The organism is Paraburkholderia pallida (assembly GCF_004524855.1).
Taxonomy (GTDB): Bacteria; Pseudomonadota; Gammaproteobacteria; order Burkholderiales; family Burkholderiaceae; genus Paraburkholderia; species Paraburkholderia oxyphila.
Genome location: NZ_CP038149.1, coordinates 720680 through 742761, shown reverse-complemented (window position 1 = coordinate 742761; position 22082 = coordinate 720680). Strand labels below are relative to the sequence as shown.

The window sequence follows — 22082 nt, the reverse complement described above, 5'->3', positions numbered from 1 at the left end:
AACCACCGACAAAGTATGTCGCCGCATGTCGTGCGTCCGGCGTGAAATACCGCGACATGGTTTTGCGCGAGACTCGCACAAGGGATCGCCCTATAGTTCGTTCCGCTGACACGCCGACTGCGTGCTCCGAACCGAAACGCAAGGATCCCCGATGAAATCGCTCACCCGCTCCGCCCTCGTCGCCGCCCTCTTCGCCCTCGCCAGTGCACCGGCTTTCGCAGGCTGGTCTGGCCACGGCACCGCCTACACGCCGCGCGGCACGTACAACGGCGCGCACTACGGCTCGTGCGGCGGCGGCAGCTGCTCGCATGCGGGCGGCGTGGCCGGCCCGTGGGGCGGCGTCGCGACCAACACGGGCACCGTCACGCGCACCGCGCCGGGACAGTTCTCGAACAGCGGCACGGCAGTCGGCCCGAACGGGCGTTCGGTCCAGCATTCCGGCGACACGAGCTGCGCAGGCGGCACCTGCTCGCACACCGGCAGCATGACGGGCGAGGACGGCCGCAGCGCCTCGACCTCGGGCAGCGTGACGCGCACGGCGCCGGGTCAGTACTCGTCTTCGGGCACGGTCACCGCTGCGAACGGCAACAGCGTGAGCCACAACGCCTCGACCAGCTGCTCCGGCTCGACCTGCTATCGCTCGGGCACGGCCACGGGCAGCGAAGGCGGCACGGTCACGCACTCGGGCAGCGCCACGAGCGTCGCACCGGGCGTGGTGACGACGTCGGGCGGCACGACCGTCGTCCATGGCGGCACGGTCACGACGGGCGGGACCACGGTGGTCCAGGGCGGGTCCACGGTGGCCGTGGGCTCCACGGTGGCTGTCGCGCCGGCGCCGGTGGTCGTCACGCCGCCGCCCCCGCCGCCGGCCAACACGGTCTATGTGGCCCCGCCGCCGGCGCCGAACACCGTCGTCGTCGCCCAGGCGCCCAAGACCGTGTACGTCGCGCCCCCGCCGCCGAAGCCGGTTTATGTTGCACCGCCGGCGCCGAAGGTCGTGTATGTCGCGCCGCCCGCGCCCAAGGTCGTGTACGTCGCGCCGCCCGCGCCGCGCGTCGTGTATGTCGGCCGCCCGCTGCCGCACGCTGTCTATGTCGCCCCGCGTCCGGTCTACGTCTCGGCCCCGCGCGCTGCGATCTGGGTGCCGGGCCACTGGGCAGGCGGTGTCTGGGTGCCCGGGCATTGGGCCTGATCGCTAACGCGCGGCGCCCGTTTCCACGGGCGCTCGCCGTCCGCCCCGCTGCGGCCTGAGCGCCCAGCCGGCAGATCCGGGCGCCACGGCCACGAGCGCACTGCCTGCCCACGGCGTCGCGAGTTCCCGCGCAACGTGCGCGACACGACGTTCATGCACGCTCTGCTCATCTAATATCGAAGGAGCGGCCGCAAGCCGATAGCACCCCTTATCAATGCGCCTGAATCGCGCACCTGAATGACGGCGCCGCACGGCGCCGGACGCATTCTCATCCCGCAGCGCAGCAACCACCGCCGGAGGCGGCCCATGGAGCAGGCAAACCGGATCATCGTGCTCGACGACGAAGCCGAGCTGCGCCACATGCTGCAGCGCTTCCTGAGCGGGCATGGCTTCGAAGTGCGCGCCGTCGCCGACGGCAAGCGCCTCGACCGCATGCTGCAGCGCGAGCCTTACGACCTGCTCGTGCTCGATCTCATGATGGAGCCCGAAGACGGCCTGAGCGTATGCCGCCGGCTGCGCGCGGAAGGCCATACGCTGCCGATCCTCATGCTCACGGCCAAGGGCGATGCCGCCGACAAGGTGATCGGCCTCGAAACCGGCGCCGACGACTACCTCGCCAAGCCCTTTCTGCCCGACGAGCTCGTCGCGCGCGTGAAGGCGCTGCTGCGCCGCCAGAAGATGGCCGCGGGCGACCCCACGGTCACGACACAGCGGCTGCGCTTCGGCGATTTCGTCTTCGACGTCGGCCAGCAAACGCTCATGCGCGACGGCGTGCCCGTCGAGATCCATTCGGCGCAGATGCTGCTGCTGCACGCGCTCGGCTCCTCGCCGAACCGCGCCGTGAGCCGCGAGAACCTGCTCGCGCGCGCCCGCGGGCGCGACCACGCCGCGCTCGACCGCAGCGTCGACGTGCAGATCCTGCGGCTGCGCCAGATCGTCGAGGAAGATCCCGCCAAGCCGCGCTTCATCAAGACCGTCTGGGGCATCGGCTACATGCTGGTGGCCGGCGTCGACGCCTGATGCGTCACACGTTCATGCTCACGCCCTCGCGCTGGCTGCCGCGCTCGCTCCTCTCGCGCAATATCGCGCTGCTGGTGGCGCTCGTCGCGCTCACCCAGGTGTGCTCGTTCGCGGCGCTGCTGCATTTCGTGCAGCGCCCGCGGATCGAGCGCGCCTCGATCATCTTCGCCGACTACGTCGAGATGCTCGACGGCACGCTTGCCTCGATGCCGCCGGCCGAAGGCCGCGCCGCCGCCGCGCGCCTGAACGCCCACCGTGAGGCGCCCGCCTCGAGCGTCGATTTGCCCGGCGTGAATCCGCTGTATGTTTTCCAGACCTGGCAGCGCGACGTCTTCATCGAGGCGCTGCAGCGCCATCTGCCTGCCGACATGCCGGTGCGCTGGGAAACATCAGACGAAGAGCGCCTCTGGATACGCGTGCACGCGGCGGGCGAGCCCGTCTGGGTGACCCTGCCGATGACCGCCGACGCGCGCGCGAGCGGCATCACCACGGCCATCGTGCTGTCGATCGGCCTCGCGCTGCTGGCGGCGTTCACGGGCTGGCTGATCCAGCGGCATTTGAACCGCCCGCTCGCCGATCTCGCTCATGCGGCGCGCCGCGTGAGCGCCGGCGATGCACCCGCGCCCCTGCCCACCGACGGCCCGACCGAGATCGCTCAGGTTAGCCAGGCATTCAATCAAATGACCGCCGCGCTGCAACAAGCCGAAGCCACGCGCGCACTGATGCTCGCCGGCGTCTCGCATGACATCCGCACGCCGCTCACGAAGCTGCGCCTCGCCATCGCCATGGCGTTGCCGCGCGGCACCAACGACAAGCTCGTCGATTCCGCCGAAGGCTATCTAGACCACATCGACACGATCCTCCAGCAGTTCATGGACTACGCGGGCAGCGGCGAGCGCGAAGCACCGCAGCCGGGCGACCTCAACGCGCTCGTCGGGCAGCTCGTGGCCGACTTCGCGGGGCTCGGGCACGAATTCGACTTCGAAGAAGGCGATCTGCCCCATTTCGCGTTCCGGCCCGTGGCCGTCATGCGCCTGTTGATGAACCTGATGCAGAACGCCGTCGTTTATGGCCGCACGGGCCTGGGCGTGCGGACGTGGGAGGCCGACGGCCACGCCTGCGTGGCCATTTGTGACCGCGGCAGCGGTATCCGCGCAGAAGAGCTGGAGCGGCTCAAATCGCCGTTCAGCCGCGGGACCAACGCGCGCGGCCACACGGGCGGCACCGGCCTCGGGCTCGCAATCGTCGAACGAATCGCACGATTGCACGGCGGCTCGCTGACTTTCGCCGACCGCGCGGGCGGCGGGCTCGAAGCCGTGGTGAAGCTGCCGCTCGAACGCGCCCCGTTTCCGGAGCCCGCCGCGCACGGATGACGCGCGCGCGACATAGAGCGACATAATTCGCGCGTGGCGTCAGCACGCACCTTATCCCATACTTGCGTCTGTACCGAGCGACACGCGCTGCCAGGAAACAAGAGCAGGCAAGACGTCCCGCCGGCCCTCATGAACCCGATCCATTATTTCGATATCCTGATTAACTGGCGAATAGCGGATCCAGCACCCAGGCACCCCGAGATGAACACGATGCTCCACACCCTCTTCAACAAGACCCGTCGTTTCGCTGGCGCAGCCCTGCTCGCAGGCTCGCTGTTCGCTTCGGGTTGCGCGTCGGCCGCGAACGCGCTGCAGGCAGCCGGCCCGCTGCCGCAAGTGCGCGCCGAGGTGATCTACGTGTCCGCGTTCGAGATCTCGCCCGATGTCGTGAAACTCGACAGCGGCATGGCGCAGAAGCTCAAGATGATGGCGAGCGGCGAATCGTCGGCGCAGCAGCAGCAACAGATGGCGCTCGCGGCGCGCGAGAAGCTGGCCGACAACATCGTCGCGCAGCTGCAGAAGATGGGCCTGCCCGCCCTGCGCGTGGACGGCCCCGTGCCGGCGGGACGCAGCGCGATCGTGGTCGAAGGCCGCATCGATACCGTCGATGCGGGCAGCCGTCGCCGCCGCGTCCTGATCGGGCTCGGCGCGGGCAAGAGCGAAGTGGGCGCGACCATTGCCGTGTCGTACCTGCCGGCCAACGGCGCGCCGCAATCGCTCGTCACGTTCGAGGCGAAGGCGGACAGCGGCCATATGCCCGGCATGGCGGAAACAGCGGGCGTGGGCGCGGCAGCGGGCCACGTGGCCATGTCGGCGGCGGCGGGCGCGGGGCTGCACGGCGCGTCCGAGGCGAAGCGCGACACGACCACCGCCGACGCCGGCAAGCTCGCCACCTCGATCGCGAAGCAGCTTGCGCAAGCGGCCACGCAATACGGCTGGGTGCCGGTCAGCAAGGCTAGCTGATCGCAGCCCGACAACGCGGCAACCTGCAGACCCGAACGGCGGCGCATACGCGCCGCCGTTCTCTTTTCTATTGCGCTGTCTCGCGGTAGTGCGCGAACTTCGAGGTCTGCCCGATGCCTGGATTGAAGCAGTTGCACGGATCGAGGCTTTCATAAATCGCCTCGAGCGCGGGCTTCGCGGGATAGAGATGGCCGACGTTGTGCTCGGCCGGATATTCGGCGCCGCGCGCGTCCAGCAGCTTCCACATCGCGTGCTCGAGTTCGAGGCAATCGTTGCCCTTGCGCACGATGTAGTCCTGATGAAACACGTGGCAAAGGAAATGCCCGTAATAAAGCTTGACCGCAATGGGCCGCTCGACGGCCTCGGGCAGCTTTTCGAACCACTCGCGATCGTTACGCCGCAAGGCGATGTCGAGCGCGACGATATCTTCCACTTCGTCGCCATGCACCGCGCGATAGCGCACGGCCGCCCCCGCCGCCGCGAAGCGGTGCAGGAAGGCCTTGGCGCCTTCGTCGGCCGTGCATTCGAAGAAGTCGCCGCCCGCCTGCGCGAAGTAGCGCCGCAGATAATCGCGCGTCTCATCGGCGGTATCGGCCGACACCTTGAGCATCAGATGATGCTCGTAGCGGTTGCGATAGTCCTTCAGGCGCGCGGGCAGATGGCTCGGGAACAGCCGGCTCGCGGCCTGCGCCACGCGGTCGGTGAGATGCGCGGGCAAGAAGCCGAAGCGCTCGAAAAACGCATCGCAGCGGCTCTTCAGCGCGAACAAGGCAGGCAGCCGCTCGGTGCCCAGATACTGGATCATGACGAACATGTCCTTGCCGTAGCGCTCGGCGATATCGAACGCGTCCCGGTGCATGTACTCGCCCGCAATCGGCAGGCTGGACAGCGCGGAAAGCAAATGGCGGCGCACGTCGGTCAGCTCCGAGGTCGCGTTGGTGCCGATGTAGAACACCTTCGCGCCTTTCTCCATAGGAAATGTGTCGAGCCGCACCGCGAACACCATCACCTTGCCGGCCGAGCCCGAGGCCTCGTGGAGGCGCAGCGGATCGGCGTTGTAGCGCGCGGGTGTCGCCGCGTCCACGTCGCGCACGTGTTCGGCGTAGTGCCGGTCCGAGGCGGCGCCGGCGTCGTGGCGGATGTCCGCTTCGGGCAGCTCGCCGCGATCGAGGCGAGCGAGGATCTGCTCCGGCGTCTCCCCAAGGCGGATGCCGAGGTGGTTGACGAGACTGAGCTGACCCTGCGCGTCGACCTGTGCATAGACACTCATCTCCGTGTAGGCCGGCCCGCGCCGCACGAGCGAGCCACCCGAGTTGTTGCAGATGCCGCCCACCACCGAGGCGCCGAGGCAAGACGAGCCGATCACCGAATGCGGCTCGCGGCCGAACGGCTTGAGCGCCTTCTCGAGCTGATCGAGCGTGGCGCCCGGCAGGCAGACCACCTGCTTGCCGCCGTCGATCACGTAGACCTTGCGCATGCGCGCCATGCTCACGATCACGATCGGGCGGTCGTAGCCGTCGCCATCGGGCGTCGAGCCGCCCGTCAAGCCCGTATTGGAAGCCTGTGAAATGACGATGGCGTTCGCGTTCACGCAGGCTTGCAGCACGGCCCATTGCTCGACCAGCGAGCCGGGGCGCACCACCGCCGCCACCTTGCCCTCGCCGAAGCGAAAGCCCTTGCGGTATCGAAGCGTTGCCTCGTCGCCGGTGAGCACCTGGCGGCGGCCGACGATGGATTGCAAGGCGTCGACGAGCGACGCTCGCCCCTCGCCACGTTGCGCGCGCGGCGAGGCAGAACGATCGGAAACGGCGGACATGCGGGCAACTCCTGCGGGACCGGCATGCGGACGCCGCATTCACGCGGCCGTTCGCCTGCCTTCGAATCAAAGGAGCCGAGCATAGGCCGCGCGATCCATTACGTCCAATATCGCGGATGCCGCCAATCGATATGAAAAACATATGGATTCACCGCGCGAGCCGAATTCGAGCGCCCGCGCATGACGCCGGACTCAATCGCGCGACGCTTGCCGGGCCGTCTCGCGCAGGATGCGCACGAAATGCTGCACGGTGGGCGAGCGCTCGCCCGGCCGGTGCACGAGTGCGATGGTGGTACGCAGCGACCCGCCCTTGAGGGCGTGATAAGTGACGCCGAGCGCCCGGATCTGCCGCATCGAAGACGGAATGAGCGTGACGCCGAAGCCGGCCGCCGCCATGTTGACGGCCGAGGAAATTTGCGGCGACTCCATGCTGATGACCGGATTGAAGCCCGAGGCACGGCACGCGCTGAGGATCGAATCGTAGAGATCGGGGCCGATCGGGCGCGGAAAAAGAATCAGCGGGTCGCCTGCTAGATCGGCGAGGTCGATGCTGCGCCGCCGTGCGAGCCGATGCCGCGGCGGCAGCACCGCGAGCACGTCCTCCTCCACGAGCGGCTCCGTGGCGAGCCCCCGGCAGTCGAGCGGCAAGCGCACGAAGGCGGCGTCCACCTTCGCCTCGCTCACGCGCTCGAGCAGCACCGAGCTATTGCTCTCCTCGCAGCCGATCGCCACGCCCGGATACGCGCTGCGATAGCGCTGCAGCAGCGTGGCCACGAGCGGATGGAACACCGTGGAGCCCGCAAAGCCCAGGATCAACCGGCCCGTCTCGCCGCGTCCGGCGTTTTGCGCCTCGGCCAGCGCCAGATCGGCGTCTTCCACGATGCGCCGCGCGCGCTCGCGAAAGAGCCGCCCTGCCTCGGTCAACTCGACGTGCCGCGAATGCCGCATGAACAGGCGCGTGCCAAGCTCCTTTTCGAGCTTCTGGATCTGCTGGCTCAGCGGCGGCTGTGCAATGCCGAGCACGCGCGCGGCTTCGCTGAAGTGCAGGTGTTCCGCGACAGCGAGGAAATAGCGTAGCTGGCGCAATTCCATAGGTTTTTCGTCTTGATTCGACCCGCGCAGGATGGAGCGCGCAGTGTGAACCGAAACTGCGCGTGCGTCCACCTGGATGGAGCAATGGCCAATTCAGCCCGTGCCCATGCGGGTCTCGTCGACGAACTTCTCGGTGGCGTCGTCGATCTTGCGGCCCTTGCGCCCTGCCGGGCCGTGAATATAGATGGTCTTCATGTCGACCTGGCGCTCGCCGCTGATACCGGGCGGCGGCGTCATCTCATAGCGCACCTCGCGCGCGTGGTCGGCGAGCTGCAAGCGCGGATCGAACACCGAGTTGAACTTCCACAGCATGCGCACGAAATTGGTCTGGCCGCGCAACAGCAGATGCGTCGCCTGCCCGAGCGCGCCGCGCAGCGCCGTCCAGCCGAGGTGCTTGCGATTCAGAACTTGTTGCGTGCGCACCAGTTCCGCGTAGAACTCGGGCAGCGGCAGCTTCGTCGGCACCACCGCGTGCTGGATGTCGTAGAGCCGGTAGTCGAGGCTCGTCAGGCGCCGCGCCTCCTGCTGCCAGTTCTCGGTGCCCGGGTACGGCGTGTTCACGCTGATGTTCACGATCTCGGGAATCTCCATGCACCACTGGCGTATCGTCTCGAAGCGCGCATGGTCCCAGTCGGGGTCCGCAATCAGGTTGACCGCGACCGTGATGCCCAGCGAACGCGCGAACTCCAGCGCCTCGAAATTGCGGTCGAGGCTGATGCGCTTGCGAAACGCCTTGAGCCCCTCGTCATCGATCGCCTCGAGGCCGAGGAACATGTACTTGAGGCCCAGCGTCTGCCACGCGTGGAACACCTCCTTGTTGCGCAGGAGCACGTCGCCGCGCGTTTCGAGGTAGTAGCGCTTCTGGATGCCGCGTTTGCGGATCGCATCGGCGATCGCCATGCCGTGCTCGGCGTGCACGAAGGCCACGTCGTCGACGATGAAGACGCCCGGCTCGCGCAGCGACGCGAGCTCCTCCACCACGACCTCCGGGCTGCGCGTGCGATAGCTGCGCCCATAAAAGGTCCACGCGCTGCAGAACGTGCAGTCCCACGGGCAGCCGCGCGCGAATTCGATCGACGCGCACGGGTCGAGCGTGCCGATGAAATATTTGCGCCGGTGCCGCAGCAAGTCGCGCGCGGGCCGCACGGGGTCCAGATTTTCGACGAAGCGCGGCGGCGGCCCGGACCCTTCGCGCGTGACCACGCCCGGCACCGCGAGCAAGTCGCTGCCTTGTGCGACGGCCTCGAGCAGCGTGTTGACCGACGCCTCGCCCTCGCCGCGCAGGACGCAGTCGATAGCGCCATCGGCGTGACGCAGCAGATCGGGCGCCGTGAACGAGACGCTATGGCCGCCCACGAACACGAAGCACGTGGGCAGCGCGGCCTTCACGGCCCGGGAGAGGTCGATGATCTCGGGAATGTTCGCCAGATAGTTGCCCGAAAAGCAGAGCGCCTCGGGCTGCCAGTCGCGCACCCTGCGCATCAGGTCGCGATGGGTCTCCACTTGCAGGTCGATGAGGCGCACGTCGTGGCCCGCGTCGCGCGCGGTGCCGGCGACCGATTCGAGACCCAGCGGTTCGAGGCGCAGGAACACGCGCGTATACATCAGGCCGCTCGGGTGGACAGCGAGCAATCTCATGAAGCCTCCTTGCGCGGCGCTTGCCCGACGCGGTGTGCATCGCGGCGCGCCTGCGGTCTGGCACTGCTGTGGCACTGCTCCGGCACTGCTGCTTCGTGCGAGTCTACGCGCCTTCCCATGGCGGCGCTCGCGGCGCCGCTACTTCCGGCATCACGCCCGCCGCGAGCCCGTGTGACGCCGGTAATCAGAAGCTGCCGAAAAGCGACCCCAGCACGATCACCACGGCTAGAGCAATCAGCGCGCCCACGATGCTGACCACCACGAGATCGCGGTAGCTCTCGCGATGCGTCGACCCGCAAACGGCCAGCAGCGTCACCACGGCGCCGTTGTGCGGGAGGCTGTCGAGCGTGCCCGACGACATCACGGCGACGCGATGCAGCAACGCCGGGTCGATATGATGCTGCGCGGCAAGCTGCATATAGGTGCCGCCGAGCGCGTCGAGCGCGATGGTGAGCCCGCCCGAGGCCGAGCCGGTGAGCCCCGCGAGCAGGTTCGTCGCGACCGCGAGCGAGACGAGCGGACCACCGCCGATGCCGAGCACCCAGTCGCGCACCGCCTCGAACGCCGGCAGCGCGGCGATCACGGCGCCGTAGCCCACGAGGCTGCCCACGCTGAGCACCGGCAGCACGGCGGCGTTCGCGCCCGCATCCACGCTTTCGCGCAACGCGGCGAGACGCCCGCGGTTCAGTGCGATGAGCACGGCGATCCCCACCGCGAGCGCCACCGATACCCCCCATACGCCCGACACCGCCGAAAGCGAGGTCGCGCCCCAGCGCGGCTCGGCAAGATAAGAGGCGTCCATGTGCGCAAACACCACGACGTTCATGACGAAGTTCATCGCCACCACCACCGCGAGCGGCGCGAGCGCAACGAAGGGCGGCGGCGGCCCCTCGTCGTCCGACGCAACGGCGCCGTTGTCGATTTCGGCGGGATCGAAGGTCTGCGCGAGGCTCGCGCGCTCGCGCACGAGCGCCGACTTGCCGCGCGCCGTGTCGTCGGCGCCGCCGTCCGCGGGCTCGATGAAGCCCTCGCCATTGCGGCGCGCCACGGCGGCCATGCGCCCGAGCCACCAGAGACCGAAGCCGGCCATCACGATGGCCGCGATGATCCCGAGTCCCGGCGCCGCAAACGGCGTAGTGCCGAAAAACGGCATCGGAATGGCGTTTTGCAGCGCGGGCGTGCCGGGCAGCGCGGACATGGTGAAGGTTGCCGTGCCCAGCATGATTGCGGCCGGCATCAGGCGGCGCGGAAGATTGGCCGAGCGGAACAGCGCTTGCGCCATCGGCGCGAGCACGAAGAACGCCACGAAGAGGCTGACGCCGCCATAGGTGACGAGCGCGCCGCCCAGCACCACGGCGGCGAGCGCGTGACGCGTGCCGAGCTTGTCGATCATGAACTGCGCGACGGCATCCACCGAGCCGCTGTCCTCCATCAGCTTGCCGAACAGCGAGCCGAGCAGAAACAGCGGAAAGAATTGCGCGAGAAAACGCCCCGTGCTGCCCATGAAAGTCTGGGTCCAGTGCGCGAGCACGGGCTGGCCCGAGATCAGTGCGGCCAGCATCGCGCAGAGCGGCGCAAGCAACAGCACGCTCCAGCCGCGATAAGCGAGCCAGATGAGCAGCGCGAGGCTCGCGAGCATGCCGCCGAGGCCCAGCGCAAGCGCGGCCGCGCTCATTGCTCCGCTCCAGGCAGCACGCCTTCGAGCAGTGCCTCGAAGGCGAACGATGAGCTCACGCCGAGCCTCGCGCCGTCGTGCGCGAGGAACGCTTCGGTGTCGCGCCGGCCTTCGTCGCGCAGCATCGTCAGGAAGGCCCATTCGGCATTGAGCTTGGACGACGACCCGAGCGTCACGAGCTTGGCGCCGTGAATGCGGTGCAGCCGCATGGTGCTCCAGCGTCGGCCCTCCGCGCTGCCCGCGTCGGCGACCTGGTGGAGCAGCGCCATCATGCGCAGCTCCTTGAGCAGCGGCGCGTTGAACGCGATCTCGTTGACCCGGTTGATGATCTCGCGCGCCGAGCGCGGCGTGCCCACGCGCTCCACCGGATTGACCTGCACGAGGATCGTGTCGCCCGAATCGGTCTCGCGGATCAGCGGCGTAATCGTGGGATTGCCCGCGTAGCCGCCGTCCCAGTAGGCCTCGCCGTCGATCTCCACGGCCCGGAACAGCGTGGGCAGGCACGCGGAGGCAAGCAGCGCGTCGGGTGTGAGGTCGGCGTTGCGGAACACGCGGGACTGGCCGTTGGCGACCCGCGTGGCGGTCGTGAACAGCTTGATGGGCGAGCGGCGCACAGCCTCGAAGTCGATGGTGTCGGCGAGAATCGCCCGCAGCGGGTTGATGCTCGCGGGATTCAGATCGTAGGGGGAAGCCACGCGCGCCACCATGTCGAGCACGGCGAACACCGGCGAATGATCGAGCGTCCAGCGGCCCATCAGCATGTCGACGAAGCCACGCCGCAAGGGGCTAAACCGCGCGGCGTCGGCCACGCGCCGCCAGAATGCTTCGAGCGAGCGGCGCGCGCCGGCGCCGCCGTCTCGCGCGTAGCCGCTCACGAGCACGGCGGCGTTCATCGCGCCGGCCGAGGTGCCCGAGATGCCTTCGATCTGCAGCCAGGGCTCTTCGAGCAGCCGGTCCAGCACGCCCCATGTGTAGGCACCGTGCGAACCGCCGCCTTGCAGGGCGAGGTCGACGTGCAGCGGTTCGGCGCGGCTCGTTCGGGGTGTCGTGTCACTTTCGGCGGGCATGGTGGCTCCGTTGAAGGTCGACCACCCGCGAGGTTACAGGAAAAGCCCAAAGCGGCGCACGCGCGAGGCTCACCTTGCAAGGCGTCACACGCATGTCACGAGGCGTAAAGGGCGTGGCGCCGCTTTGGTAGACTGGGACTCCCGCCCGCCCACTGTCCGTATCGCCATCGCGCCGTGTCGAATACCCGCTCGCTCCCGCGTCTGTTGACCGAAATCCGCGCTTGCCGCGTCTGTGCCGGGAGCTTGCCGCTCGGCCCGCGTCCGGTGCTACAGGCGAGCGCGAGCGCGCGTCTCTTGATCGTCGGCCAGGCGCCCGGCGCAAAGGTCCATGCCTCGGGCGTGCCGTGGGACGACGCGAGCGGCGAGCGCCTGCGCGACTGGATGGGCATCGATGCGCAGACGTTCTACGACGCCGAGCGCATCGCCCTCGTGCCAATGGGCTTTTGCTATCCGGGCCGTGGCGGCGGCGGCGATAACCCGCCGCGTCCCGAATGCGCGCCGCTCTGGCACGAACGCCTGCTCGCGCTGATGCCCGACGTGCGCCTCACGCTGCTGGTCGGCCAGTATGCGCAGCGCTATGTCCTCGGCAACCGGCGCAAGGCCTCGCTGACCGAGACCGTGGAGGCCTGGCGCGAGTACGCGCCCGCCTGTGTGCCGCTGCCCCACCCCTCGCCTCGCAATACGCCGTGGCTCCAGCGGCATCCGTGGTTTACGCACGATGTGCTGCCCGCGCTGCGCGAGCGCGTCGCCGAGGCTTTATCGCAAACGCAGCAAACTCAGCAAAAGCAGAAAGCGGGCGTGCATCCACACAAAAAGGAGAACCCGAAGATGACCCAACCAGCGATCACGGTCCAGCGTGTCTACGAACCGCTGCCCGAAGACGGACAGGCGTGCTTTCTGGTCGACCGACTGTGGCCGCGCGGCGTGCGCAAGGAGAAGCTCGCGCACGTGAGCTGGGTGAAGGACGTCGCGCCGAGCACGGAGCTACGCCAGTGGTTCCACAAGGACCCCGCGCAATGGGACGAGTTCGAGCGCCGCTACATCGCCGAGCTCGATGCGAACCGCGCCGCATGGGAGCCGATCGCCGAGGCGAGCAAAACGCGTCCGGTCGTGCTGCTCTATAGCTCGCAGGAAACCGTGCGCAACAACGCCACCGTGCTACGCGACTATTTGATGAAGAAGCGGCGCAAATAACGCCGCGTGCCTTCCTCTCGTAGACCCATTCAAGCCCGACGAAACTCCACTATTCGACCACCGGCACGCCTGCAAAGTGCGCTAATGTACGTGCATTGCAAATGCGTATCCCATGGAGAGCCCCACATGAAAAAGATCGTCGTGAACGCCGGCCCATACCGCTTCGTCGGCCGCCTCGAGGAAGAGAAGGCGCCGCTGACCTGCCAGCGCTTCCTGCAGTTGCTGCCGTTCAAGAACAAGGTGATCCATTCGCGCTGGAGCGGCGAAGCGGTGTGGATTCCGCTCGGCGATTTCGATACCGGCCTCGATTTCGAAAATCACACGAGCCACGCGTCGCGCGGCGACATCCTGCTGTATCCGGGCGGATTCAGCGAGACCGAGTTCCTGTTCGTGTACGGCAGCTCGATCTTCGCGAGCAAGATGGGCCAGCTCGCCGGCAATCACTTCTTCACGCTGCTCGAAGGACACGAGCATCTCGCCGCGTTCGGCAAGCTCGTGCTGTGGGAAGGCGCGCAGGACATCGAGTTCCGCCTCGCCGACGAATGATGCCTGCGAGAGTTCAGGTCGTGGATGTCCCGCAGCCGTTTGCTTCGCTCAGAACTTCTGGCGGATGCCGGCGACCACCGCGACCTGCGTAGTCGTCGACGATGGGCCGCCGGTGCCGTCGATCCACGCGCTGCCGATACCCGACGAGGCCTTCTGGTAGAAGCCGTTCAGGTACAGGTCGGTGCGCTTGGACAGCAGATACTGCACGCCCGCCGACACCTGATGATAGTGGCCGTCGTCGTCGCCGCGCGCCACCTGCGTGTACGTGTAGCCGACCATCGCCATCAGCGCGGGCGTCAGCATGTAGCGCACGCTGCCTTCGTAGTTGTTGAAGCGCAGCGTGCCGCCTGTCTCCATCTCGAAGTTCGTGCCGGTGTAGAGCAACCCGAGCGTGGCTTGCCCTAGTGCGTAGGTGCCGCCCGCACCCCAGGTCTGCTGGCGCGTCGTGCTCGCCAGACTCGCGCCGAACACGCTCGCCGACGAAGGATAGTAATTGTCCGATGCAACCGCGCCCGACGCGCTCGTCGCCGGACGGTTCATCCGCGCATACGCGGCGCCCGCGTTCAGCGGTCCGTTCGCATACGTTACGCCGGCGCTCCAGCTGTTGTCGTCCGCGAAACCGGTCGCGTTCGAGAAACCGTACACGAGGTTCGCCTGCAAGCCGGCCCACGTTGGCGACACGTACTTGACCGCGTTGTTCGTGCGGAACGTGTTGTTGATGTCGTCGTTGTCGAACGGGTGCGTCGAATACTGCGCCAGATAACTGCTCATCTGCAGCGTGCCGAGCACGTCCTGCGTCGAGTTGTACTGGCGGCCGAGTGTCAACGCGCCCCAGTTGACGCTGCTCAGGCCGACCCAAGCCTGCCGGCCGAACATCCGGCCGCCCTGGCCGAGTGCGCCGTTCGCGACGTTAAAGCCGTTCTCCAGCCGGAAGTTCGCCTTCGTGCCGCCGCCGAGGTCCTCGGAGCCAATCAGGCCCCAGCGCGGCCCCGACTCGTTGCCGCCCGCCAACTGCCACGACGAATGGCCCTGCTGATTGTTCGTGTAAAGCACGCCGGCATCGACGATGCCGTACAGCGTGACCGTCGACTGCGCGTTGGCGGCCTGAGCGCACGCGCAACTCATTACGACGCCTGCCGCTGCGATCTTGAGGGTATTGCTCACCTGTCTCTCCACCTTTGAGGAATGCGATTTCGTTTTTGATTGTTCTGGGTTGCGACGACCGTTACGCCCCTTTGCAGGTCTGGCCGCAGGGATTACGTCGTCGGCGGAGCGGATGTTAGCGAAGCCCATTTCCATTAAAAAGTTAAATATTCAACTGAAATTCAGTTGAAAATCGAATAGGTCAAGCGTGTGGCGCGTGCACCGTGAAGCGGTCAGAATAGGCGGGCCTTACCCCGCGATCCGGGCATGGGCCGGGATCGCCCAACTTTGAAAAGGACTTCCGATGCTGAACTGGAACGAATACCGCAAGGAGCTGGCGACGCGCGTCGGCGAAATGGGTAAGCTGTCGCCGGGCACGCTCGAGGGCTACAAGGCGTTGTCCACAGCCGGCGCGAAGACGGGCCATCTGGATGCGAAGACCCGCGAGCTGATCGCGCTTGCCGTCGCCGTCACGACGCGCTGCGATGGCTGCATCGCAGTGCATACGGCGGAGGCAAAGAAGCACGGCGCGACCCGGGACGAGATCGCGGAGGCGCTCGGCGTGGCGGTCGCGCTGAACGCGGGCGCGGCACTCGTGTATTCGGCACGCGTACTCGACGCGCTCGGCGACTAAGAGGTTGCGCAGGTCGGCCGCACGCCTCCTGCGCGAGCCGGCCTCGCGAAGCAATCTCCCGTTACATACGCAGCCGCGCCTCCGGACGCATATCTGCTACCGTTACGGTTACGAATTGGTTGAAATCGCAATAAATAATCGTCGGGCACTATCCATCGAGGAGGAACAGCGATGCGCAAGCAGCTCGTCGGCGCGGCGCTCGCCGGTCTGGCCGCAGTGTCGGCAACACCGGCGCTCGCGCAGACCCAGGCGTTCACCAACACGACCGTCAACATCTATGCAGGACCGGCCGGCGACTATCCCGTCGTGGCGCAACTTCCGGGCGGCGTATCGCTCGCCGTGATGGGCTGCGTGGCCGGCTACAGCTGGTGCGATGTGAGCCTGCCCGGCCTGCGCGGATGGGTCTACGGCGCCTATATCGTGTATCCGTATCAGGGTGCAAGAGTGCCGCTGATGAACTATGGCGCGGCCATCGGCTTGCCCATCGTCACGTTCACGCTCGGCGCGTACTGGGGCAACTATTACCGTGACCGCCCGTGGTACGGCAATCAATCGCGCTGGTATCGGCACCCTGGGCCGCGTCCGGGGCCGCCCCCTGCCATCCGCCCGCCCGCGCGGCCGCCCGCGCATGGCCCGAAGCCGCCGCCCCCCGGCGGCCATCACGGCAACCGGCCCGGCGGCGGCAACGGACACGAGCATCGCCCACCCAACCAGGGCGCGAGGCCACCGGGACAAGGCGGTGGACGCCCGCCGGGCAACAACGGCGCGCGGCCGCCGGGCGAGGGCGGCAAGCCGCCGGGCGGCGGCGGTGGTGGCGGCAACAACCGGCCGCCGCCAGGTGGTGGTGGTGGCGGTGGTGGACGCCCCCCCGGCAATTAAAGACAACTGAGCGGCAATTGAGCGGCATCGATCGGAACCGCTAGCCGGTCCTGCCTGGTATCGCATCGGTATTGCCGCTCTAGCGTTTGACGACGAAGCTCAACCGCGCGCAATGCGGTGGAGCTTCGTGCAGATGACCGCTCATGCCATCAAGATCTGCGATTCGAAACTCGGGGTGAACGAGCTACAACGCAGGATCGTGCACACGCCCTTTATATTCGGATACCTAATTATTTGCCGCAAAAAAACCGCACCGAAGTGCGGCATGGCGTTTGGTGTCAATCAACGCACGTGGTGGCACACGCGCACGGCGTGATGATTGTGGTGCTCGACATGACACACTTCATGGTGGTACGGCGCGGCGACGGCAACCAGCGGGGCGGCCAGAGCGGCGCAAAGCATCAGGGCGGACAGGCGGACGAACGGCTTGGCAACGGATTTCACAGTCTGACTCTCTCGATATCGCGTGGGTTAAACAAGAGAGAGCACTGTATCGCAGAGTGCGCAACACTTCGTTACACGCTTGTAACGAGCGTAGCGTCAAATGTCAGGGGCTTGACAGCGGGACCACGCCAACCCGTATTTCAATGTGATTACAGCAGCCTGCAAGACCGCAAGACCGTCACCGCCCTCCGCCTTCGTTGTGCTGGCTGCCCTGCGTCAGCCGCCGCAGCAATTCCTCGCCACGCATCGTGAGGCGCGGCGCGTAGCCGTCCTCGTCCTCGTCCATCTCGACGAGGTGGTAGCGCGCCAGCGCCAGAAAATCGGAATCGAGCGTCTGGAGTGGCGCATTGGTGTCGCGAATCAGCAACAACGCCGCCAGTTCGTGATGGCTGAGCATCGAGGTTCTCCTGTTCAGAACTCACCGTGGACATCAGCATAGCGAGCAAAACGTACAGTTTCGCTACAGCCGTGTTTCTTCGTATTACTCGCGCGATCGATGCGCCAGATAAAACGACGCGCCGCAAGATGTCCTCAATGTGTCACGCGTTACCGCGCACTAGATAAATCGGATTCCTGAATATAGGCGCGGGAAATGAATGCCTGCACGCGGATGGCCTGTCGCATATGCATCCCACCGTGGGCCGCGATGTCCCCGCCGGCAATGCAGCCCCGCAGCGTCGGCGCACAGGAACCCCGCCGGCGCTGCGGCCTCGATGTGCCATCCAGCCGTGGCGCGTCACCGCTGACCCGGAGATACCCCGGCTAATCGCCATACCGGGCCCCCAACCCAGCGGTGATGAATATGCTCCATCTAGTGCCCGTGCTGATTTCCGTTCGCGCTTGCCTGGGTCTTGCCGTCGGCGCGAGCGGCGCCCCGGCCCTGCCCCTGACGCTCCCCAGCCGCGCGCTGCGTGCCCGCGGCCGCCTCTGTCGCCTCGCGCGCCGTGTCACCCATCGCGCGCTCGAACGCGGCCATCCACTCGCGCATGGGCATTGCCGCGCCGCCTTTCACGCCCGGCGCGCCCTGCTGCAGCCCGGTCAACGTGTCCTGCCATTGCTGCGCCATGTCGCGCGCGAGCTGGTTCCATGCGCTGGCGCCTTCCAGCGCGGCCGCGGCGCCCTCCTGCCAGAGCGCGGCGCTCGCGCTCAGATAGTCGCGCCAGACCGACTGGCTCGCGGCGGCGAAATCGCTCCAGTCGCGCGCGTCGCGCAACGTCTCCAGCGTGCCTTCCAGTGCGGCGCGGTCGCGCTCCATGCGGCGATGCATGAGCTTGAGCGCCTGCTCACGCCATTGCTGCTGATGGACGAGCCATTGCAGGGTGGCCGCGACGCCGGTACGGCATGCATTGAACGATGGATGGGAAGCAGTGGCCATGATCGATTTCCTTACGAGAGTATGGGGCCCGTCCGCGGATGGGCACGCAAGGGCGTGACCGCAAAGAATGACGGGCAAGGCGCCCCGGCGAGACCGGCAGTGACAATGACTTGCGGCGGCGCGGCGCGCCAGAGTGACGGAAAGCGGGACTCCGGCAAACCCGGTTGCGATGCACGCCGCGTGGACTGCGGCGCGCTGCACCCGCTCACGCAACACGGCAACCGATGATTCGGCATGCAGCGCGTACGGCCATTGCGCGGTCGAATTCACATGATAAGCAAGATGCTCGCCCCCAGCGTGCCGAACGCCGACGGGAAGTTTGATCGAAATCGTATTTCAAGATATTTGCACCGTATAAACGCACGGCAGGCCATGCCTGTGCGGCTATTTTTCGATGCAAAGGTGGGCGCGCAGGTGCGCTGGCGAGCGCCGCGGCACCTGCGCCGCAGCGCCCGCTTGTCTCCAACTTGCCATCCACCTGGTGCCATTGAACGCCGCGGTGTCAGGCCGCTTGCGGCTCCTCGTTGCGCACGAGCATGACAGGACGGTCGGCCATGCGCAGGAACGACTCCGCCACGCTGCCGAGCAGCAGCCGCTTCATGCCCGACAAGCCACGCGTGCCCATCACGACGAGGTCCGCCTCGTCTTCCGCTGCAATGCGGTAGATCACGGCCGCGACTTCCTCGCCCATCGAGTCGGCGGCGCGCGCCGTGCCCGTCACGCCGGCCTGCGCGAACACCGTCTTCGCTTCCTCGAGTGCGGCCGTGGCGACATCGGCCTCGGCCGACTGGCGCGTCTGCTCCTCCGCGAAGCCGGTGCTGATATCGACGAGGCGCGCCGGATGCTGGACCACGCAGAGCGCCTCTACGGACGCGCCCGTCGCCTTGGCGATCTTCACGGCCTCGTCCAGCGCGCGGCGTCCGCTACGGCTGCCGTCGACGGCCACCAGAATCTGCTTGTACATTGTTACCTCCCGGGCCAGGCCCATGATGCGCGGCATCCTCCGTGCGCGGCCCCGGTCGCCCGGCTCGCGCGCGACGGTCATGCCGGCCGTTGCGTCCCACACGAGCCGCCTTGCAGGCTCGCGCAATCGAAAAGCTGCTTATCCGTTCGCATTCGCTGGTCTTATCGTCTCCGGATAGATGGGAGCGAAAGCACGCATGTCGCTGCGTCGCATCGTCGCTGCCCTCGTGCCTGCGCTGCCTGCGCTGCCGGCGCGTCGATCGCGCACTCATCGCATCATCAGCAATGCTGCGCCCGTGAGCCGCCCGTCGCGCAGATCCGCGAGCGCGTCGTTCGCGCGTGCGACTGGATACACCGTGGTCTCGATCTCGAACGTATGGCGCGCCGCGATGGCCATGAACGCGGCGCCATCGTCCCGAAGGCGCTGAGGAAGCCCGGCGCGGCGCACAGTGCGCTACGCACGGGGACGCATCATCTATCCATGTTACGCGGTCGGCGCGCGCACGGCGACGAGCGCGCGCGGACACCCAGAGGAAGCGCGCCCAGCGATCGTGGCACCATACCTCCGACCGACAGCTCTGCATGGGATGCAACCAGGCCCCATCGACAGGAGCAGCGAATGAGCCCGATCAGCCCCTCTACCCGCCCGCCGCCTTCCGACGCATTGCTGCAGCGCATGGACGCCTGGTGGCGCGCCGCCAACTATCTTTCGGTGGGCCAGATCTATCTGCTCGCCAATCCGCTGCTGCGCGAGCCGCTGCAACTCGCCCACGTGAAGCCGCGTCTGCTTGGCCACTGGGGCACCACCCCCGGCCTCAATTTCCTCTACACGCACCTGAACCGCATCATCAACGAGCGCGATCTCGATCTGCTCTTTATCGCGGGGCCGGGACACGGCGGGCCGGCCGTCGTCGCGAACACCTGGCTCGAAGGCACCTATAGCGAGACCTGGCCGAACGTGCCGCAAGACGAAGAAGGCATGGCGAGGCTCTTCAAGCAGTTCAGCTTCCCCGGCGGCATTCCGAGCCACGTTGCGCCGCAAACGCCGGGCTCGATTCACGAGGGCGGCGAACTGGGCTACGCGCTGTCGCACGCGTATGGTGCGGTGTTCGACAACCCCGATCTGATCGCCGCGTGCGTGGTCGGCGACGGTGAAGCCGAAACGGGGCCGCTCGCCACCTCGTGGCACTCCAACAAGTTCCTCAATCCGGTGACGGATGGCGCGGTGCTGCCCATCCTGCATCTGAACGGCTTCAAGATTGCCGGGCCGACCGTGCTCGCGCGCATCGGCGACGACGAGCTCGCCTCGCTCATGAAGGGCCACGGCTACGAGCCGATCTTCGTGGAGGCCGAGGACCCCGGCGTCGCGCACCGCCTGATGGCCGCGGCCTTCGACACCGCGTTCGACGAGATCGCGCGCATCCAGCAGGCCGCGCGCACCGCGGCCGAAACCGATCCGCATGCGCACCTCGAGCGCCCCCGCTGGCCGATGATCGTGCTGCGCACGCCCAAGGGCTGGACCGGCCCGAAGAGCGTCGACGGCCTGAAGACCGAAGGCTCATGGCGCTCGCATCAGGTGCCGCTGTCGAATATTGCGAAGCCGGGCCACCTCGCGCTGCTCGAAAGCTGGATGCGCAGCTACCAGCCCGCCGAGCTGTTCGACGCGCAAGGCCGGCTCGCACCCGAGATCGCCGCGCTGGCGCCGCGCGGCGAGCGGCGCATGAGCGCGAATCCGCGCTCGAACGGCGGCGGCCGCGTGCGCGAGCTGCGCGTGCCCGCGTTCGAGCGCCACGCAGTGGACGTGCCCGCGCCGGGCCAGGTGGACGCCGAAGCGACACGCATAATGGGCGCGTTCCTGCGCGAAGTGATGCGCGTGAACCTGCCCACGCGCAACTTCCGCATTTTCGGCCCGGACGAAACGGCTTCGAACCGCTGGTCCGATGTCTTCGACGTGACGTCGCGCACGTGGCTCGCCGAAACGACGCCCGACGACATCCAGCTCGCGCAGGACGGCCGCGTCATGGAGATCCTCAGCGAGCACACCTGCCAGGGCTGGCTCGAAGGCTATCTGCTCACCGGGCGGCACGGCTTTATGTCGTGCTACGAAGCATTCATCCACATCGTCGACTCGATGTTCAACCAGCACGCGAAGTGGCTGAAAGTGATCCGCGAGATTCCGTGGCGACGGCCCCTGCCTTCGCTGAACTACCTGCTGACCTCGCACGTCTGGCGCCAGGACCACAACGGCTTCAGCCATCAGGACCCGGGCTTCATCGATTACGCGGTCAACAAGAAGGCCGATACGGTGCGCGTCTACCTGCCGCCCGATGCCAACACGCTGCTCGCCGTGACCGATCACGTGCTGCGCACCTGGAACCGCATCAACATCATTGTTGCGGGCAAGCAGCCGCAGGCCCAGTGGCTCGACATGGACGCCGCCATCCGCCATTGCGCGGACGGCATCGGCATCTGGCAATGGGCGAGCAACGACGAAGGCGGCGAGCCCGACGTGGTGATGGCCTGCGCCGGCGACGTGCCGACGCTCGAGACGCTCGCCGCGGTCGACCTGCTGCGCGGCTGGCTACCCGATCTGAAGGTGCGCGTGGTGAACGTGGTGGACCTGATGACGCTCGAACCGGCGGACCGCCATCCGCACGGCCTCTCCGACGCCGACTTCAACGCGCTCTTCACGACGAACCGGCCCGTGATCTTCGCGCATCACAGCTACCCTTCGCTGATCCATCGGCTGACCTACCGGCGCGCCAATCACGCGAACATCCATGTGCACGGCTTCATCGAGGAAGGCACGACGACCACGCCGTTCGACATGGCGGTGGTGAATCGGCTGGACCGCTACCACCTGTGCGAGGCCGTGATCGATCGTGTGGAGGGGCTCGCGCAACGCGCCGCGCATGTGCGGCAGACGCTGCACGACAAGCTCGCCGCGCACCGCCGCTACGTGGACGAATACGGCGACGACATGCCCGAGATCCGCAACTGGCGCTGGTCGCGCACGAGTGCGCCTGCGCCGGGCGGCAGCGACTGAGAACGCGCTGAACGAAGGATGA

The 22082-nt window shown here is 67.2% G+C and carries 20 protein-coding genes and 1 pseudogene; 10 read left to right on the top strand and 11 right to left on the bottom strand.

Translation table 11 applies throughout. From position 1 onward, the window contains the following. Nucleotides 1–151: 151 nt before the first annotated feature. From E1956_RS18520 to E1956_RS18505, 4 genes are all read left to right on the top strand, one after another. The gene (locus E1956_RS18520) at nt 152–1192 is read left to right on the top strand and encodes a hypothetical protein (RefSeq protein WP_134751738.1); all 1041 of its coding nucleotides are present in this window, start codon (nt 152–154) and stop codon (nt 1190–1192) included. A 306-nt stretch (nt 1193–1498) separates the two neighbouring features. After that, on the top strand, nt 1499–2212 hold the full coding sequence (locus E1956_RS18515; protein WP_134751736.1) for a response regulator: 714 nt from the start codon (nt 1499–1501) through the stop codon (nt 2210–2212). Next, nucleotides 2212–3585: an ATP-binding protein gene (locus E1956_RS18510; protein ID WP_232071710.1), complete on the top strand. Its 1374-nt coding sequence runs from the start codon at nt 2212–2214 to the stop codon at nt 3583–3585. The genes E1956_RS18515 and E1956_RS18510 overlap by 1 nt, the downstream gene beginning before the upstream one ends. A 201-nt stretch (nt 3586–3786) precedes the next feature. Beyond that, nucleotides 3787–4548 (top strand): DUF4410 domain-containing protein, encoded by a 762-nt coding sequence (locus E1956_RS18505; RefSeq protein WP_134751734.1) that lies wholly within the window; start codon nt 3787–3789, stop codon nt 4546–4548. A gap of 67 nt (nt 4549–4615) precedes the next feature. Here E1956_RS18505 and dld read toward each other — a convergent pair whose 3' ends face one another. From dld to E1956_RS18480, 5 genes are all read right to left on the bottom strand, one after another. Beyond that, the gene (dld, locus tag E1956_RS18500; RefSeq protein ID WP_134751732.1) at nt 4616–6364 is read right to left on the bottom strand and encodes a D-lactate dehydrogenase; all 1749 of its coding nucleotides are present in this window, start codon (nt 6362–6364) and stop codon (nt 4616–4618) included. A 192-nt stretch (nt 6365–6556) separates the two neighbouring features. Beyond that, the gene (locus E1956_RS18495) at nt 6557–7456 is read right to left on the bottom strand and encodes a LysR family transcriptional regulator (protein WP_134751730.1); all 900 of its coding nucleotides are present in this window, start codon (nt 7454–7456) and stop codon (nt 6557–6559) included. A 93-nt stretch (nt 7457–7549) separates the two neighbouring features. Then, a complete protein-coding gene (gene hpnR / locus E1956_RS18490) occupies nt 7550–9094 on the bottom strand; it encodes a hopanoid C-3 methylase HpnR (protein WP_134751728.1) in 1545 nt (514 codons plus the stop codon). A gap of 184 nt (nt 9095–9278) precedes the next feature. Further along, entirely contained in the window at nt 9279–10769 is a 1491-nt protein-coding gene (locus E1956_RS18485; protein ID WP_134751727.1) for a GntP family permease, read from the bottom strand. Beyond that, nucleotides 10766–11836, bottom strand: coding sequence for a patatin-like phospholipase family protein (locus tag E1956_RS18480; RefSeq protein WP_197732896.1), 1071 nt, complete (start codon nt 11834–11836; stop codon nt 10766–10768). Before E1956_RS18480 ends, E1956_RS18485 begins: the two co-directional genes overlap by 4 nt. Before the next feature lie 174 nt (nt 11837–12010). Here E1956_RS18480 and E1956_RS46885 point away from each other — a divergent pair. The 3 genes and pseudogenes from E1956_RS46885 to E1956_RS18470 all read left to right on the top strand — a co-directional run. Beyond that, nucleotides 12011–12586: pseudogene (locus E1956_RS46885) on the top strand (uracil-DNA glycosylase family protein); the annotation flags it as partial. A 78-nt stretch (nt 12587–12664) separates the two neighbouring features. Further along, on the top strand, nt 12665–13030 hold the full coding sequence (locus E1956_RS46880; protein ID WP_167760124.1) for a DUF488 domain-containing protein: 366 nt from the start codon (nt 12665–12667) through the stop codon (nt 13028–13030). A 126-nt stretch (nt 13031–13156) separates the two neighbouring features. Continuing rightward, complete coding sequence (locus E1956_RS18470) at nt 13157–13576, top strand: DUF3830 family protein (protein ID WP_133192976.1); 420 nt, start codon at nt 13157–13159, stop codon at nt 13574–13576. A 48-nt stretch (nt 13577–13624) separates the two neighbouring features. Here E1956_RS18470 and E1956_RS18465 read toward each other — a convergent pair whose 3' ends face one another. Next, complete coding sequence (locus tag E1956_RS18465; RefSeq protein WP_134754577.1) at nt 13625–14701, bottom strand: porin; 1077 nt, start codon at nt 14699–14701, stop codon at nt 13625–13627. A gap of 322 nt (nt 14702–15023) precedes the next feature. Here E1956_RS18465 and E1956_RS18460 point away from each other — a divergent pair, with 322 nt between their 5' ends. Then, on the top strand, nt 15024–15353 hold the full coding sequence (locus E1956_RS18460; RefSeq protein WP_134751723.1) for a carboxymuconolactone decarboxylase family protein: 330 nt from the start codon (nt 15024–15026) through the stop codon (nt 15351–15353). A gap of 171 nt (nt 15354–15524) precedes the next feature. Beyond that, complete coding sequence (locus tag E1956_RS18455) at nt 15525–16232, top strand: SH3 domain-containing protein (protein WP_134751721.1); 708 nt, start codon at nt 15525–15527, stop codon at nt 16230–16232. Between the two features lie 282 nt (nt 16233–16514). Here E1956_RS18455 and E1956_RS46175 read toward each other — a convergent pair whose 3' ends face one another. The 5 genes from E1956_RS46175 to E1956_RS46875 all read right to left on the bottom strand — a co-directional run bounded on the left by E1956_RS46175 (nt 16515) and on the right by E1956_RS46875 (nt 19411). Then, entirely contained in the window at nt 16515–16676 is a 162-nt protein-coding gene (locus tag E1956_RS46175) for a hypothetical protein (RefSeq protein WP_167760065.1), read from the bottom strand. Between the two features lie 178 nt (nt 16677–16854). Then, complete coding sequence (locus E1956_RS18450) at nt 16855–17073, bottom strand: hypothetical protein (protein WP_134751719.1); 219 nt, start codon at nt 17071–17073, stop codon at nt 16855–16857. 414 nt (nt 17074–17487) lie between these two features. Then, complete coding sequence (locus tag E1956_RS18445) at nt 17488–18051, bottom strand: hypothetical protein (RefSeq protein WP_134751717.1); 564 nt, start codon at nt 18049–18051, stop codon at nt 17488–17490. A 502-nt stretch (nt 18052–18553) separates the two neighbouring features. Further along, nucleotides 18554–19015, bottom strand: a complete 462-nt coding sequence (locus tag E1956_RS18440; RefSeq protein ID WP_134751715.1) for a universal stress protein — start codon at nt 19013–19015, stop codon at nt 18554–18556. Nucleotides 19016–19282: 267 nt separating this feature from the next. Further along, nucleotides 19283–19411, bottom strand: coding sequence for a hypothetical protein (locus tag E1956_RS46875; RefSeq protein WP_418789292.1), 129 nt, complete (start codon nt 19409–19411; stop codon nt 19283–19285). Nucleotides 19412–19633: 222 nt separating this feature from the next. On the opposite strand from E1956_RS46875, the gene E1956_RS18430 reads away from it, so the two are divergent. Then, nucleotides 19634–22060: a phosphoketolase family protein gene (locus E1956_RS18430; protein ID WP_134751713.1), complete on the top strand. Its 2427-nt coding sequence runs from the start codon at nt 19634–19636 to the stop codon at nt 22058–22060. Nucleotides 22061–22082 lie beyond the last annotated feature (22 nt).